This window comes from Gordonia sp. N1V, from assembly GCF_029269935.1.
In the GTDB taxonomy this organism is placed as follows: domain Bacteria; phylum Actinomycetota; class Actinomycetes; order Mycobacteriales; family Mycobacteriaceae; genus Gordonia; species Gordonia polyisoprenivorans.
Genome location: NZ_JARJDD010000002.1, coordinates 228,847 through 243,853, shown reverse-complemented (window position 1 = coordinate 243,853; position 15,007 = coordinate 228,847). Strand labels below are relative to the sequence as shown.

Sequence of the window (15,007 nt, the reverse complement as noted above, 5' to 3'; positions counted from 1 at the left end):
CGTTCTCCGGCCGACGAAAGGCCCACCATGACCGAGTCACTCACCACCCCCAGCGCCGTCGCGTCCTTCCTCAGCGCACTCACCGACGGTTCGGTGACCGTCCTGGATCTGACGACCCCACTCAGCAGCGACACCCCCGCCCTGGTGCTGCCGGACCCGTTCGTCAACCTCATCGACTTCAGTCTCGAGGAGGTCAGCGCCTACAATGAGCCGGGTCCGTTCTGGCGGCACAACAATATTCACACCGGCGAGCACATCGGCACCCATCTCGACGCACCCATCCACTGGATCAGCGGCCGCGACGGACACGACGTGTCGCAGATCCCGGTACAGCGGCTGATCGGTCCGGCCGCGGTGATCGACCTGACCGAGAAGGTCGCCGAGAATCCCGACTACCTGTTGACTGTCGCCGACGTGCGGGAGTGGGAAGCCGCCCACGGGGCCCTGCCACAGGGCGCCTGGGTGCTTCTGCGCACCGGCTGGGAGGTCCGCGGCGGATCGCAGCAGGAGTTCCTGAATGCCGACGAGACCGGTTCGCACACACCAGGTGTCGCCGTCGAGTGCGCGCAGTGGCTGGCCACGCAGCGTCCCATCACCGGCCTCGGCGTGGAAACCGTCGGCGTCGACGCCGGGATGGCCGGCGGTTTCGAGCCCGCCTTCCCGGTGCATTATCACTTCCTCGGCAACGACAAGTACGGCATCACCTCACTGCGCAACCTGGGGCAACTCCCCGCAACCGGCGCGATGCTGGTGGTCGCACCACTGCCGATCGTCGGCGGCACCGGCAGCCCGTCGCGCGTGCTGGCGCTGCTGGAGACGGGGTCGGGCGCATGAGTTCGCGCAGCGATGTGGTGGTGATCGGCTCCGGCATCAACGGACTGGTCACCACCGCCGAACTCGCACTGGCCGGCCGCAGCGTCACCCTGATCGAGGCCAATCCGGTGTTGGGCGGCTTCATCGGCTCGGGTGAGCGCACGGCCGCCGGCTTCATCCACGACACGTTCTCCTCGTGGCATCCGCTGTTCGTCTCCGGCGGCGCCTACGCGGTGCTTGGTGAGGCCTTGCACGCCCGCGGGCTCGCCTACGACAACACCGACGGTGCGGTGACCGCGGGCGCCGGCACCGACGGGCAGGTTGCCGTCGCCTACCGCGACGTCGACGCCACCCTCGCCGGCTTCTCGGCGTCTGAAGACAAGGACGCCTACCTGGGCATGCTCGGCAACCTCGAAAGCCGGGCGGCCACCATCTTCGGCGCGCTCGGTGCCGAACTCGATCCGGCGTCGATGGCCAAACTCGCCCTGACCACCCTCAAGGGGCAGCGCATCGCCGGCACCGAAGCCCTCATCCGCGACGGATTGGCCAGTGGCCGGAGCTATCTCGACGGCCGGTTCGCCGGCTGGGAGACCGACCGACTGTGGTCGCCGTGGCTGCTGCACGCCGGCCTCGGCCCGGACTCGGCGACCGGCGGCGTCATGCTGCCGCTGATGGCCGGCACCATGCACGAGTTCGGTCTGCCCGTGGTGCGCGGCGGTGCCGGGAAGTTCATCGACGCCTTCAGCCAACTCTTCGCCGACCACGGGGTCCAGGTGGTACTCGGGCAGTCGGTCACCGAGATCGTCGTCCGCGACGGCGTCGCCACCGGAGTCCGAACCGCCGAGGAGGAGTACCTCGCCGATCACGCGGTGGTCGCCGGAGTCACCCCGCAGGCCCTCTATACCCAGCTCCTGCCGCGCGATGCGGTGTCGTCAAACACGTTCGAGCAGGCACGCACGTACCGGTACGGGCGTGCGGCGATGCAGATCCACCTCGCCCTCGACGCCCCGGTCGCCTGGACCGACGAACGATTGCGTGAGGTCCCGTTGATCCACGTCACAGACGGCTCGTCGACGATGGGTGTTTCGTGCGCCCAGGCGCAGGCGCAGATGCTGCCGGCGCGGCCGACTATCGTCGTCGGCCAGCAGTCCCTGCTGGATCCCTCCCGCGCCCCCGCGGGCAAGTCGACGCTCTGGATTCAATTGCAGGAGTTGCCGTTTGATCCTACCAGCGACGCAGCCGCCGAGATCGCGACCGCCGGCGCCTGGACTCCGGAGGTCACCGCAGGATACGTCGATCGCGTGCTGGGCCAGATCGAGGCATTAGCGCCGGGTTTCACGTCGACGATTCTGGCGTCCGATGTCCTCTCACCGGCCGATCTCGCAGCCCACAACGCCAACGCGGTCAACGGTGATCCCTACTGTGGCAGTGCCGAACTCGACCAGAATCTGCGGTGGCGTCCGATCACCTCCCAGGGCCGCCACCGCACCGCGGTCGGGCACCTGTGGCATATCGGTGCGTCCACCCATCCCGGTCCCGGCCTCGGTGCGGGCTCCGGACACCTCGTCGCCCAGCATCTGCTTGCCCCGGCCTCCCGCAACCCGATCCGAAGGTTCTTCTCATGACCTCTCTCGCACCGGCCCCGGACACCCACTCCGGTTCTGCCACAGCGCCGTCGACCTACGGTCCGACCGTCGCCGACGTCGTCGGGCGCGTCCTCGCCGACCTCGGTGTGGGTCACGTCTTCGGTGTGGTGGGTAGCGGCAACTTCGCGATGACCAACGCCCTGCGCGCCGGCGGCGTCGGATACACCGCCGCCCGCCACGAGGGCGGCGCGGCCACGATGGCCGACGCATACACGCGGATGTCGGGCAAGGTCGGGGTCGTGTCGCTGCACCAGGGGTGCGGCCTGACCAATGCGATGACGGGCATCGGTGAAGCCGCCAAGAGCCGCACCCCGATGCTGGTATTGACCGCCGACGCCCCCAGCGCCGACCTGCGCTCCAACTTCCGCATCGATCAGGCGGCACTGGTCACCAGTGTCGGCGCCGTCAGTGAGCGCGTCCACGGCGCACACACCGTCGTCGCCGATGTGGTGCGGGCCATGCGAACCGCTATCACGCAGCGTCGCACTGTCGTGCTCAACGTGGCGATTGACGTCGCCGGCTCGCCCGCGTCGGTGTCCGGGCCGGTGGTCGCCGACCTCACCCGCCCGCGGGTGCGTCCCGACCAGGGCTCGGTGGCCTCGTTGCTGGCACTCATCGCTGCGGCAGCGCGACCGGTGTTCGTCGCCGGACGCGGTGCCCGCGACGCCGGACCGCAGATCGCGGCATTGGCGGAGGCGACCGGCGCCCTGGTGGCCACCTCGGCCGTCGCGAACGGATTGTTCGCCGGAAATCCGTTCTCGCTGGGCATCTCCGGCGGTTTCTCGTCGGCGACGACCGCCGACCTCGTGGCCGGGGCCGACCTGATCGTCGGTTGGGGCTGCGCCCTGAACATGTGGACGATGCGTCACGGCAAGCTGATCGGCTCCGATACCGTTGTCGCGCAGGTGGATGTCGACGTCGATGCGATCGGCGCCCACCGTGCGGTGCATCTCGGCGTCATCGGCGATTGCGCACTGACCGCCGCAGACGCCTTGGACGTGCTGTCGGCGCGGGGGAACCTGACCCCGACGGGTTACCGCACCCCCGAGGTCGCGGCGACGATCGCGGCGACCTCGCGCTGGCGTGACGTCCCCGTCGACGACATCTCCACCACCGAGCAGATCGATCCGCGAAAGCTGACCATCGCCCTGGACGACGTGCTGCCCGCCGACCGCATCGTCTCGATCGACTCCGGCAACTTCATGGGTTACCCGTCGACACATCTGAGCGTGCCCGACGAGTTTGGCTTCTGCTTCACCCAGGCCTTCCAGTCCATCGGCCTCGGGCTCTACACCGCGGTCGGCGCGGCCACCGCCCGCCCCGACCGGCTGCCGGTGCTCGGCACCGGTGACGGCGGGTTCCTGATGGCGATCTCGGAGCTGGAAACGGCAGTACGCCTGCGGATTCCGCTGGCGATCGTGGTCTACAACGACTCCGCCTACGGCGCCGAGGTCCACCACTTCGGTGACGCGGACATGACGACGGTGACCTTCCCGGAGGTCGACATCGCCGCGATCGCCACAGGCTATGGCGCAACCGGCGTGACGGTACGGTCCCTCGACGACCTGGAACCGGTCCGCACGTGGGTGGCCGCGGCGGTGTCGGGCTCCGACGTCGGGCCCTTGGTGATCGACGCCAAAATCGCAGCCGACGGTGGCGCGTGGTGGCTGGCGGAGGCATTCGCGGGGCACTGAGCCGGAGGCGATCGTCAGGCACTGAGCCGGAGGCGATCGTCAGGCACCAGCGCCCCGACGCGACAACCACCACCGGCCCCCGTATGGTGTAAAAATGACGACCGTCGCCCATGCGCAGCCGCCTGCCCTCACCGCTCCTGCACCTCGTCACCTCATCGTGACACTGTTTGCCATGTATGCACGGCCGGAGAACAATTGGCTGTCGGTGGCCTCGGTCGTGCGGCTGATGGAGGATCTGGGCGTCGACGGACCGTCGGTGCGGTCATCGATCTCGCGGCTCAAGCGCAAGAACATCCTCACCAGTGTGCGGCACGACGGGCAGGCCGGCTATTCGCTGTCGCAGCCGGTCCTCGACACCATCAACGATGGGGACGCCCGCATCTTCAGTCGCCGCCGCGCCGCCCTCGACGACGGGTGGGTGATCGCGGTGTTCTCCATCCCCGAGTCCGAGCGCGACAAGCGACATGCCCTGCGCACCGCGCTGACCCGCCTCGGCTTCGGCATCGCCGCTCCCGGCGTATGGATCGCTCCCGCAGTGATCATCGGCGAGGTTCGTAAAATGCTGCACCGCAACGGGATGGATCGTTACGTCGACCTGTTCGAGGGCTGCCGGCTGGATGCCGACGCACCGTCGAAGGTCGCCAAGTGGTGGAATCTGGATGAGCTCGCCGCCCAGTACCGCAGCTTCTTGGACCATTATCACCCGGTTCTCGAGGAGATGACCGAGAGCATCGACGCTCGAACCGCATTCGCCGACTACGTGCCGATGCTGACCACCTGGCGCCGACTCCCCTACCTCGACCCCGGCCTACCCCTGGAGTTGCTGCCGGCACAGTGGCCCGGCGTCGACGCCGGTCAGGTCTTCGGCGACCTCGACTCGGCACTACAGACCCGTGCACGCGAGCACGTCCAGAACGTCGTCCACCCCGGCTGACGCGTCCCCGCAATTCCACCCCCGCTCGAGGATCGGATTGCGCGTTGCAATCCGGTCGTCGTTGCTGGGCGGAATCGAGGGAACGAGCCGGCGGCGGCGCGACTATCCGGCTGCCCGGACGCCCATCTTCTCCAAACGCGGAAGTACCTCGGCAGCAAAGTATTCCAGCTCACTGATGTAGTCGACGAACGACATGGTGATGCCGTCAAAGCCGGCGTCGGCGAACTGTGCGATCTGCGCGGCGACGTCGTCGGGGCTGCCGATCAGCGGACAGGTACCGTGTCCGGCGGCGAATCGTCCGCGGAAGGTGGCGAGCATTTCCTTGGTGAATGACTGAGCGTGCATGCCCTGCAGCGTCATCAGGTTGTCCACCGCCTCCCAGTCGGCGTTCTCGACGGCGTAGTAGTGCAGGTAGTCCTCGGCTTCGGCGCGTGTCGGCCGGCACACCACATGCGTCGGGGTCAGCACTCCGGTGCTGCGCCCCAGCGCAGTCGACGCGGCGCGAATCGAGGTCACCACGTCGGCACCCTGGACCGGATCGCCGACGATGGTGAACACCAGATCGGCGTTGCGGGCGGCGAAGTCCTTGCCCTGCGCACTCGATCCGGCATTCAGCACCGGCACCCGACCGCCGCGGGGCTTCGGCGCCCCCTCCAGACCGGTGAGGTTCCAGAACTCGCCGGTGTGATCCCACCGACCGTCGCGGCTCCACAGATCGGTGACGACGTCGAACCACTCCTGCGCCAAGGCATATCGTGAATCGTGATCCTGTGGCAGGTCGACGCCCATCGCCAGATATTCGGGCTGATTCCAGCCGGCGACGACGTTGATTCCGGCCCGTCCCGAGGCCACCTGGTCCATCGTCGCGATCTGCTTGGCCGTCACGACCGGATGATTGAACGCGGTGTGCACGGTCGCGAACGCGCGCAGCCGGGTCGTCGACGCCAGGATCGCGGTGGCCCACGGAATCGGTTCGAGCACTCCCTCATGGAAGTTCGTCTGCCCGCCGTAGCCGATCCAGCGGGCGATCGGCAGCATGAAGTCGATGCCCACCTCGTCGGCGAGCCTGGCAAGGGCGAGATTGTCGGCCCAGGAACCCGACCAGCGGTCGTCGATGGTGGTGACCGCCAAACCCCCGGAACAGTTCGACGAGAACAGCCCGAGTTGAAAGCGGTCGGCCGGAGTGGTTGCTGACATGGACAGCCCCTTGTGCAGTAGGTGAAAGAGATCGACTGTCATGGTCGACGATTCATCCGCATCGCACTATCCAGCAAGCGCGTCCACTATCCCCCGACGACGTTTATTGTGAGAGTGACACCACCGTCACGAACTCGTTACACGTCGGTCGGACGCTGGGAATCACAGCGACGACGAGGAGCCCCATGACCGTCGATGCCGGACCCATCCAGGCAACCAGCCTGTCCCTGACCCCGCTCGCCAATCACAACGTCCTGACCACCGATGATCTCGACGAGGCGCGGGCGTCGGTCGGGCGATCCCTGTGCCCGCATCGCTTGCGCGCCACCGGCTCTGTGGTTCGCGCAGTCCACAACGTGACGACGCTGGGTGAGTGCGGCTTTCACTACATCGATTATCGCGGCGGCGCCGAGGTCAGCACCGAAGGCTTGCCGTTCATCCTCGTACAGATTCCGATCGCCGGGCACTGCGTCATCAGTGCACAGGGCGACGATCGCATCGTCGGCGTCGGCCAAGCGGTGATCACTCCGACTGCCGTGCCGCTGCGGATGACCTACGGCTACGACAATCCGCGACTGATGATCCGGATCGATGCCGCCGCATGGGCCGCACGAGCCGAACCGTTCACCGCGGCTACCGAGGTGAACGCATCAGTGGTACTCGATCTGACCAGCGGCGCCGGACACACGTGGCGCACCCTCCTCGACCTGACCCTTGCCGAAGGCAACGATCCCACGCACGACGCGCGTTTCGTCGCATCGCTCTCGTCGGCCGTCGTCGATGGACTGTTGGCTGCCTGCCGAACCAACTCAGACCATGCATCGACTCGGGCCCGCGTCACGCCGCGGCGGCTGCGGAACGCATTGGAGATCGTCGAGAGTCGCTGTGCCGAGCCGCTGACCGTTGCCGAGATCGCCGCGTCCGCGGGCCTATCCGTACGAGAACTTCAGGGTGCGTTTCGGATTCATCTCGACACAACCCCGACCGCACATGTGCGTCGCGTACGCCTGGATCGGGCGCGCGCCGATCTGACCTCCGGCACGGTCGAGCACGTCACCGACGCCGCAACCCGCTGGGGCTTCGCGCATCTGGGACGATTCTCCCGGGACTATCGGGTCCGCTACGGCGAGACGCCGAGCCAGACGCTGCGACGTCACCGATAGACCGACGGCCCGACTCCCACACCCCGCCGTCCCCGGAGGGCGCAGTGTGGGGGCGTGTCGAGTGGGGGTCAACCCGCCTCATACGACGGCGCCGACGCCCTGGATCTCGATCTTCGCCTCAGGCTGCCACAGGCCGGTGACGCCGATACCGGCCATCGCCGGATAGTCCGAGACGCCGGTCATCTCGCGCCAGATGCGGCCGATCTCTTTGCCGTTGGCCTGGTACTCGGGGATGTCGGTGAGATAGATGGTCACCGAGAGCAGTCCTGCCGGGCTGCCGCCGGCCGCCTCGAGAGCCGTGAGGAAGTTGCCGAAGGCCTGGCGGAATTGCTCGATAATGCCGCCCTCGACGATCTTTCCCTTCGTGGTCAGCGCGGTCTGGCCGGCCAGGAAGATGAGGTCGCCGTGGCGGGTGGCGTGGGAGAACCCCGACGGCTTGAGCAGGGTATCCGGATTGACGAACGAGACGGACATGGGATTCTCCTCAACAGGTGCAGAGTGGGGCATTCTGTTATATCGTAGTTGTCACGATCGTCATGTGCACGCTATACGACATTTCGAGGAGAGAACCCGTGACCGGAACCACCGCCAGCGGTCCGGCCGTCCTGGCCACTCTGCGTACGCCTGCGGGTACCCGCGCCGCAATACGCATCGATGACGACACCTATTCGTTGCTGCCCAGCGCCGATGTCGGCGCCCTGCTCAGGGAGCCAGGCTGGCGAGGGTCGGCTGCGCAGACACAGGTGGCTCCCGTCGACACCGTCTCTGCTGCCGACGCCGACTACGCGCCGCTGGTCACCACCCCGACCAAGGTGCTGTGCTGTGGCCACAACTACCGCGGCCACATCGCCGAGATGGGTCGCGAGATACCCACGCATCCCACGATTTTCGCCAAGTTCGCCGACACGCTGATCGGCGCACACGACGACATCGTCATCGACGCCGCAGCGGCCGTCGGTCTCGACTGGGAAGCCGAACTCGCCGTCGTCGTCGGCACCACGATCAGAAACGTCGACGCCGCAACAGCCCGGGCCGCGATCGCCGGCTATACCGTCGCCAACGACATCTCGATCCGTCCGTGGCAACGTCACACCGGACAGTGGTTGCCGGGCAAGGCATTCGACGCGACCACCCCGATCGGACCGGTGCTGGTCACAGCCGCAACCCCGGACACCGCGGGCGGGTTCGATCCAGCCGACGGCCATGAGATCCGGTGCACCGTCAACACCACCGTCGAGCAGAAATCCGACGTGAACGATCTCGTGTTCACCGCCGCCGACCTACTCGCCTATATCTCGACCTTCACCACGTTGCGTCCCGGCGACGTGGTGCTGACCGGCACCCCGGCAGGTGTGGGAGCCGCGAGCACACCACCGCACTATCTGGGTGACGGCGACGTCGTGGTCACCGAGATCGACGGACTGGGGCGGTGCGCCAACCGCATCGTGATCAGCCCGGCACCCGCCCAGCCCACCACACACGAATGAGAGGTACCACCATGTCCACCACGGAATCCGCCACCAACCCCGCGCCAACCGTCTATTCTGACCAATTCCCCTGCGGCACTGTCCCTGTCGTCACCAAACACGGCCACGAGTTCAGTGCCACCGCGCAGTCCGGCGGGGCCGTGCGGGTCTCGGGCGTCAGTCCGCAGCACACCCCGGCCACCAAGATCTGGTACGGCAAGGTCTCCAACGAGCCGGGCTACCGCTCGCTGCCCCATCACCACGGCGAAGCCGAGACCGGCGGCTACGTGCTGACCGGGCACGGCCGCATCTACTTCGGCGAGAACTACTCCGAGTATGTCGACATGTACGCCGGCGACTTCGTCTTCGTGCCGCCGTTCATGCCGCACGTCGAGGCCAACATGAGCACCACCGAGGAACTCGTCTGGCTGACCGCGCGCACTCCCGACAACATCGTCATCAACCTCGACGAGGTCGACGACGCGACGTTGGAAGGGTACGTCCGAGGATGAGCACCCCGACCCAGACCGAGACCCCCGGCACCGAGACCTTCAGCCTCCTCGACGCCTTCGATCTGACACCCCAGACCGACCCGACCGCCGCCGATGCGCCCGACACCTTCACCGCGCGCCATCAGGTGATCCCGTCGGGTCGCGCCTACGGCGGCGAAGTGGTGGCTCAGGCGGTCACCGCCGTGTCGAAGACCGTCGGCGACGAGAAATCCATCCACTCCTTCCACGGCTACTTCCTGCGGCCCGGCGACGTGCACGAACCCACCAGCTGGACCGTCGACCGTACTCGCGACGGACGCGGATTCTCGGCGCGCGCGGTGACCGGCGTGCAGAAGGGCAAGGAGATCTTCACCGGTCTGGCGTCCTTCCACACCGGCGCGGGCTCGCCGGCGCATCAGGAACCAGCCCCCGAACTGCCCGATCCCCAGTCGCTGCCGACGTCGGCAGAGTTGCTCGTCGGGTCCACGGTGCGCGACGCGCGGTACTGGTCGTATCAGCGCCACTTCGACATCCGCCACGATCCGGGCGCGATCTACACCAGCATCACCGGACCGCGCGTGCACCGACAAACAGTGATGCTCAAAGCATTTCACGCACTACCCGACGATCCGGCAGTACATCGTCAGGCATTGGCGTATCTGTGCGACTACACCCTGCTCGAGCCGGCGCTGCGGTATCACGGTTACGCCTGGGCCGATGAGGGTGTGGTGACCGCGAGCCTCGATCACGCGATGTGGTGGCACAACGACGGCCGTGCCGACGAATGGATCGCACTGGTCCAGGACGTCCCGATCAGCGGCAATGGGCGAGCTCTTGCACGAGGCCAGATCTACGACTCCGCTGGTGTTCTCCTGGCCAGCGTCGTGCAAGAGGGCATGTTGGCTTTACCGTCGGAATCATAGAAACGCCGGCGGGCCTTCGGGGGCTACCGGCCCGGCTGTGACCGGCGCCGGGAACCGAGATGCCGCCGAATCGCCCGGACGACGACCATCGGGTCCCACTGCTGCCCGGCGAGGCCGCGGGTGAGTGGGTACCAGGCGAATCCGATCAGGGCCGAACACGCGTGCCCGATGTTGGTGACGGTGATGTGCGAGAGAAGCGGGACGACGTAGATCACCACGCAACCGGCGACGTACGCCCACCGCCACGGGCGGGCGATGTGATAGGCCAGCACCGCCGCGACCGCCGCCAGAAAGTAACTGACGCCGACGTCGTGGATGTGTACCAGGTCCGCACTCGCATCACCGGATGCGATGGCACGCCGCAGCAATCCCTCACTGGCATAGGTGGCGACGACGTGTGCGCTGAGACCGACCACGACGAAACGTGCGGTGCCGAGCCATCGTTCGGCCGGGATCAGGAAGATGCAGAAGAGGATCAGATACGGAAACCAGTACGAACCGTCGAGCCAGAACAGGCTCGCGAGGAGAACCTGGAACGGATCCTTCTGCAGATTGACGATATTGGTCGACTGATGACCGAGCACGTGGTTGAGATGCCTCGGCGACATCGAGTGCTGCAGGATGGTCGTCATCAGCAGGATCACGAGCCACACACAGGTCACGGGAGCGGAACGGATTCGATCCCAGATCCACGCGCCGGCGCTCGTCAGTCGGTCCACCTCGTCTCCCACTCGTCAGCCCCGATGATCAGTGTGCCGGTCGAGCGACGCCCGCGCCGGGGACCGGGACACACTCAGCGCGCGATGAGCCGCACGACGATGCCGAGCACGATCCCGATCGCCCCGGCGATCGCACCGACCGTCGCCCACCAGGTGAGGTCGTTGGCCAACGCATCGGTGGCCGCTCGGGTCAATGCGTTGCCGGTGGAGTGATTGACGAACTGGCGGTTGACCAGAGTCGTCGCGTTGAGCGCCGCCAGCCAGCTCAGCAAAGCTGCCAGCAACCCACCCAGACCGAGAGCGATCAGCACCGTCCCGCGTCGTCGGGCGATGAGCAGGGCAAGGAGGCCGGCGATCACGGCGACCGCGGTCGCGACGTATCCGATCGTCGTGATCTGTTGTCCGACTTTGTGATACCGACCGGCATCGAGCCCGCTGCCCTCGGCCATCGGCACCTCGATCTTGCCCGGCACCGAGGTCACCAAAGGCAGGTTGGCACTCTTGAGCGCCCGGTTCACCATCGCGGTGATATCGAGCTGCATCTCCTGGGAGCCACCCGCGGGGGCGGGATCGAAGAGCCAGGAATGCTGCTGGCGGACGAGATCGGCGAAGTCGGCGGGGAAGTCCTGTCCCTGCGTGTAACGCTTCGCGAACGGTTCGATCAGCGTCGACGCTCCGGGCACGTTGACCCGGGAGGACACCTGCTCGGTGATCTCGTCGGCGATGAACGCCTGCACCTGCGGGTCGTGCGCGAGCGGCGCAGCCACATCGGCGAAACCGTCGGCATCGACCACCCGCTCGGCGGCCCACATCGACGGCAGGGCGACGACGATGGCCACCATCGCGACAAGGGTCAGCAGCGCACTGAGAAACGTTCGCACCGGCACGAGGGTACCTGCCGAGATTCGCTCACTCGTCGGCGATGACCCGGGCCCGGCCGACGATCAGCGGATCGGGGGTGCCGACGAGCTCGTCGTTCTTGCCCTTGTAGTCGAACAGGCTGAGCACGTGGCGCATCGCGTTGATCCGCGCGCGCTTCTTGTCGTTGCTCTTCACCACCGTCCAGGGCGCGATGTCGGTGTCGGTCTTGGCGAACATCGCCTCCTTGGCCGCACCGTAGGCATCCCACTTGTCGAGCGACGCGAGGTCCATCGGGGACAGCTTCCATTGGCGGACCGGGTCGATCTGCCGGATCGCGAAGCGGGTGCGCTGTTCGAGCGGGCTCACCGAGAACCAGAACTTCACCAGGTTGATGCCGTCGTCGACGAGCATCTTCTCGAACGCCGGGACCTGATCCATGAACTGGTCGTACTGCTCGGGGGTGCAGAAACCCATCACACGCTCGACGCCGGCCCGGTTGTACCAGGAGCGGTCGAAGAAGACCATCTCGCCGCCCGCGGGCAGATGCTGCACGTACCGCTGGAAGTACCACTCGGTGGACTCCCGTTCCGAGGGCTTCTCCAGCGCGACGACCCGGGCGCCGCGGGGATTGAGATGCTCGTTGAACCGCTTGATCGTCCCGCCCTTGCCCGCGGCGTCGCGGCCCTCGAACACCAGCAGGTGACGCTGGCCGGTCTGCTTGGACCATTTCTGTAGTTTCAGCAGTTCGATCTGCAGCCTGCGCTTGGTCACCTCGTACTCGCGGCGACTCATCCGCTCCTCGTACGGGTAATCCTCACGCCAGGTGTCGACGACGTTGCGCTCGGGCAGCGTCAGCAGCACCGGATCGTCGTCATCGTCGTCATTCACCTCGAACTGGGTGGTGTCGTGTAGATCGACGAGGCTCTGCAGCGCTTCGCGCCCGTTGAGCTTGCTGAAGTCGGGGCCCAGGGTTTCCAGGTCGTGTAACTCGGTCACGGATCAACGATATGCCGCGGTCACGAACGTCGTGTGTCGAAGGGGTGAACGAGGAGACCCTCAGATCTGTGAAGTCAGACAGACCTGAGGAGTCGGACCCGTGAAAATCAGTTGTGCAGGTCGATCGAGCCGTACTTCAGGCACGCCTTGCCGCTGGTGGTGTCGGCGGCGGCGGCGAAACCGCCCGAGCAGCCGACGCCGGGCTGACCCGAGTAGGCCTGGCCTCCCCAGCCGCCGATGGCGACCGAGTACCCGCCGGCGCGGGCCTGGGCGACCGAGAGCGCCTTGGGTCCGGTGGTGATGGAGTAGGAGGTGCCGTTGGTGGTGGCCCCGGCCAGCGCCGACGAACCGGGCGCCTGGTTGATCGCGTTGGCGTTGCCGCCGCGGTCGGACACGGCCACCGCCGTACCCCCACCGGTCTCCTGCGCGCTGGCACTGCTGCCCACACCGGCGCGCGCGCCGCACCCGCTGGTGCCCTGAATCTGTTGCACCTCATGGCCATTCGTCGCGTTGCAGGTGACCGCCTGGGCACCACCGCCACCGAGGCCGAGACCCCAGATCGCTCCTGCGCCGCCGACGGCGACAATCAGGGCCCGTGCCGCAAACCTGTGAGTACGCAACGTGAATCGGCCTCCTCGCCGTATTGGGACAGCCATCTGGCGATGGCGGAAGTGATGACCAGATGGTCAGACTGAGCACAGCGTACTCCCGTCACCGACACCCGCCCGACCGACTCGGTCACGGAACGGCATCTATTGCCCGCGGACGGGTCGCCCCGCACCGGACCACCCGGACGCCAATGGGGCCTGCCGATCGAAATCGGCAGGCCCCGTTGAGTTTTGACGTCTGAAATCAGGCTTTTGCGCGGCGCTCCGACTCCGCGGTGAGACCTTTCTTGGCTGTCTCCACAGCCGTCTTCTGGCCACGTTTGACGAGCATGCCGGGCAGCTTCACCTTGAGGTCGATCTCGAGCTCGAACTCGACGTGCGACCCGTCGCCCGACGGTGTCACCGTGTACTTGCCCTGTTGCTCGGCCAGCATCTTGGACTCGATGAGACTCCACGAGCAGGTGTTGTCGGTCCACGCATAGGAGACGGTCTGATCATCGTTGACACCGGCGGCCGAGACGGTCATGGTGACCTGATCGGGCGTGCCGTCGTCGTGTTCGGACACGATGGCGGCCGCCTTGTGCGGACCGGACCATTCGGGCAGGGATTCGACATCCATCAGCACCTCCATCACGACCGACGGGGGTGCGGCGACATCGAACTCGGTTCTCGCAGAGACAGCCATGCGCAGAATGTACCGCGCGGTGAAGTGCCGCGGCAGGAGAACCTCGTCGGAGCGGGCCGGATCCGGCTGCAGCTCCGTCAGACCTCGCGGTCGACGAGGTTCAGCGGCCACGCCTCGTCGGGGATGTCGCGCACGCTGCAGGCGATGTCGGTGGCGGTGAACCAGCCGCGGAAGTGCAGGATCTCCCCGATCACCGGGTTGCGGACGGTGGCGTCGCACCGGAACCGCTGACGTTCCTCGTCCCATCCCTCGATGTACTTCATCTGGGCGCCGAACAGGCCCTTCATCCCGACCTTGGGGCCGCGGCCCAGCCAGCGCATCGGCCCGCTCTCCAGCAGCAGTTCACCGGCGGCGGTCACCGACGGCTCGATCGGGTAGAGCAGTTCGGGTCCGTCGCCGAAATAGTCGACGAGGCCGGTGCGTCCGGCCACGAGCAGCGAATTCAGTTTGCGGGTCCCCGAGGTGTAGTCGAAGCTGCGCAGCACGGCCAGATTCTCTCGACCCAATTCGTCGGTGTAGCAATAATGTCCCTGGCTGAACGGCACCATCCGGCTCGTCTTCGAGGGCAGCGCGTTGCGTTTGCCGTAGTACCAGAAGAACGGTGGCGGCAGCGCCGGGGTGATGTAGACCGACTCGAGGATGCCGGTCCCGATCTGGGCGACGTTCGAGGTGGAGTCGATGCTGTAGCGCCACGCGATGTTGGGGTGCAGACGGTCGAAGTCGGAGCCGAGGACATCTCGGTACACCGGTGTCATCGCCCCACCACCTCCCGCAGATGTGTGTCCCACGACATGTTTGAACGAGAAACCTA

General features: G+C 66.7%; 16 protein-coding genes. 8 read left to right on the top strand and 8 right to left on the bottom strand.

Features of this window, described 5'->3' with window-relative positions; translation table 11 throughout:
• Nucleotides 1-27 precede the first annotated feature (27 nt).
• From P3L18_RS03625 to P3L18_RS03610, 4 genes are all read left to right on the top strand, one after another.
• Nucleotides 28-834 carry a cyclase family protein gene (locus P3L18_RS03625; protein ID WP_276113262.1) on the top strand — a complete coding sequence of 269 codons (807 nt, stop codon included), beginning with the start codon at nt 28-30 and terminating at the stop codon, nt 832-834.
• Nucleotides 831-2,438, top strand: a complete 1,608-nt coding sequence (locus P3L18_RS03620) for an NAD(P)/FAD-dependent oxidoreductase (RefSeq protein ID WP_276113261.1) — start codon at nt 831-833, stop codon at nt 2,436-2,438. Before P3L18_RS03625 ends, P3L18_RS03620 begins: the two co-directional genes overlap by 4 nt.
• Nucleotides 2,435-4,153 (top strand): thiamine pyrophosphate-binding protein, encoded by a 1,719-nt coding sequence (locus P3L18_RS03615; RefSeq protein WP_276113260.1) that lies wholly within the window; start codon nt 2,435-2,437, stop codon nt 4,151-4,153. The genes P3L18_RS03620 and P3L18_RS03615 overlap by 4 nt, the downstream gene beginning before the upstream one ends.
• A gap of 94 nt (nt 4,154-4,247) precedes the next feature.
• On the top strand, nt 4,248-5,087 hold the full coding sequence (locus tag P3L18_RS03610) for a PaaX family transcriptional regulator C-terminal domain-containing protein (RefSeq protein WP_079931283.1): 840 nt from the start codon (nt 4,248-4,250) through the stop codon (nt 5,085-5,087).
• A 102-nt stretch (nt 5,088-5,189) separates the two neighbouring features.
• Here P3L18_RS03610 and P3L18_RS03605 read toward each other — a convergent pair whose 3' ends face one another.
• Complete coding sequence (locus P3L18_RS03605) at nt 5,190-6,284, bottom strand: LLM class flavin-dependent oxidoreductase (RefSeq protein ID WP_079931284.1); 1,095 nt, start codon at nt 6,282-6,284, stop codon at nt 5,190-5,192.
• Nucleotides 6,285-6,469: 185 nt separating this feature from the next.
• Here P3L18_RS03605 and P3L18_RS03600 point away from each other — a divergent pair, with 185 nt between their 5' ends.
• A complete protein-coding gene (locus P3L18_RS03600) occupies nt 6,470-7,447 on the top strand; it encodes a helix-turn-helix domain-containing protein (RefSeq protein ID WP_079931282.1) in 978 nt (325 codons plus the stop codon).
• 78 nt (nt 7,448-7,525) lie between these two features.
• On the opposite strand, the gene P3L18_RS03595 is transcribed toward P3L18_RS03600, so the two are convergent.
• Nucleotides 7,526-7,921, bottom strand: a complete 396-nt coding sequence (locus P3L18_RS03595; RefSeq protein WP_079931281.1) for a RidA family protein — start codon at nt 7,919-7,921, stop codon at nt 7,526-7,528.
• A 98-nt stretch (nt 7,922-8,019) separates the two neighbouring features.
• Here P3L18_RS03595 and P3L18_RS03590 point away from each other — a divergent pair, with 98 nt between their 5' ends.
• From P3L18_RS03590 to P3L18_RS03580, 3 genes are read left to right on the top strand one after another with little or no spacing between them, the layout of a single operon-like run.
• Entirely contained in the window at nt 8,020-8,934 is a 915-nt protein-coding gene (locus P3L18_RS03590) for a fumarylacetoacetate hydrolase family protein (protein WP_276113259.1), read from the top strand.
• Nucleotides 8,935-8,945: 11 nt separating this feature from the next.
• Nucleotides 8,946-9,425, top strand: a complete 480-nt coding sequence (locus tag P3L18_RS03585) for a cupin domain-containing protein (protein WP_079931279.1) — start codon at nt 8,946-8,948, stop codon at nt 9,423-9,425.
• Nucleotides 9,422-10,327: an acyl-CoA thioesterase domain-containing protein gene (locus tag P3L18_RS03580; RefSeq protein ID WP_079931278.1), complete on the top strand. Its 906-nt coding sequence runs from the start codon at nt 9,422-9,424 to the stop codon at nt 10,325-10,327. Before P3L18_RS03585 ends, P3L18_RS03580 begins: the two co-directional genes overlap by 4 nt.
• A 23-nt stretch (nt 10,328-10,350) precedes the next feature.
• On the opposite strand, the gene P3L18_RS03575 is transcribed toward P3L18_RS03580, so the two are convergent.
• From P3L18_RS03575 to P3L18_RS03550, 6 genes are all read right to left on the bottom strand, one after another.
• Nucleotides 10,351-11,046: a rhomboid-like protein gene (locus tag P3L18_RS03575; protein WP_346348418.1), complete on the bottom strand. Its 696-nt coding sequence runs from the start codon at nt 11,044-11,046 to the stop codon at nt 10,351-10,353.
• Between the two features lie 74 nt (nt 11,047-11,120).
• Entirely contained in the window at nt 11,121-11,927 is an 807-nt protein-coding gene (locus P3L18_RS03570; protein ID WP_253194117.1) for a hypothetical protein, read from the bottom strand.
• 28 nt (nt 11,928-11,955) lie between these two features.
• Nucleotides 11,956-12,903, bottom strand: a complete 948-nt coding sequence (gene ppk2 / locus P3L18_RS03565; RefSeq protein WP_006372506.1) for a polyphosphate kinase 2 — start codon at nt 12,901-12,903, stop codon at nt 11,956-11,958.
• Between the two features lie 107 nt (nt 12,904-13,010).
• The gene (locus tag P3L18_RS03560) at nt 13,011-13,523 is read right to left on the bottom strand and encodes a DUF6764 family protein (protein ID WP_006372505.1); all 513 of its coding nucleotides are present in this window, start codon (nt 13,521-13,523) and stop codon (nt 13,011-13,013) included.
• 232 nt (nt 13,524-13,755) lie between these two features.
• A complete protein-coding gene (locus P3L18_RS03555) occupies nt 13,756-14,196 on the bottom strand; it encodes an SRPBCC family protein (protein WP_014358903.1) in 441 nt (146 codons plus the stop codon).
• A 77-nt stretch (nt 14,197-14,273) separates the two neighbouring features.
• The gene (locus P3L18_RS03550; protein ID WP_006372503.1) at nt 14,274-14,951 is read right to left on the bottom strand and encodes a DUF4166 domain-containing protein; all 678 of its coding nucleotides are present in this window, start codon (nt 14,949-14,951) and stop codon (nt 14,274-14,276) included.
• Nucleotides 14,952-15,007 lie beyond the last annotated feature (56 nt).

Bases quoted from the DNA above. Each gene is read 5' to 3' on its own strand.
- P3L18_RS03625 (WP_276113262.1), top strand. From the start codon at position 28: ATGACCGAGTCACTCACCACCCCCAGCGCCGTCGCGTCCTTCCTCAGC.
- P3L18_RS03620 (WP_276113261.1), top strand. From the start codon at position 831: ATGAGTTCGCGCAGCGATGTGGTGGTGATCGGCTCCGGCATCAACGGA.
- P3L18_RS03615 (WP_276113260.1), top strand. From the start codon at position 2,435: ATGACCTCTCTCGCACCGGCCCCGGACACCCACTCCGGTTCTGCCACA.
- P3L18_RS03610 (WP_079931283.1), top strand. From the start codon at position 4,248: ATGACGACCGTCGCCCATGCGCAGCCGCCTGCCCTCACCGCTCCTGCA.
- P3L18_RS03605 (WP_079931284.1), bottom strand. From the start codon at position 6,284: ATGTCAGCAACCACTCCGGCCGACCGCTTTCAACTCGGGCTGTTCTCG.
- P3L18_RS03600 (WP_079931282.1), top strand. From the start codon at position 6,470: ATGACCGTCGATGCCGGACCCATCCAGGCAACCAGCCTGTCCCTGACC.
- P3L18_RS03595 (WP_079931281.1), bottom strand. From the start codon at position 7,921: ATGTCCGTCTCGTTCGTCAATCCGGATACCCTGCTCAAGCCGTCGGGG.
- P3L18_RS03585 (WP_079931279.1), top strand. From the start codon at position 8,946: ATGTCCACCACGGAATCCGCCACCAACCCCGCGCCAACCGTCTATTCT.
- P3L18_RS03580 (WP_079931278.1), top strand. From the start codon at position 9,422: ATGAGCACCCCGACCCAGACCGAGACCCCCGGCACCGAGACCTTCAGC.
- P3L18_RS03555 (WP_014358903.1), bottom strand. From the start codon at position 14,196: ATGGCTGTCTCTGCGAGAACCGAGTTCGATGTCGCCGCACCCCCGTCG.
- P3L18_RS03550 (WP_006372503.1), bottom strand. From the start codon at position 14,951: ATGACACCGGTGTACCGAGATGTCCTCGGCTCCGACTTCGACCGTCTG.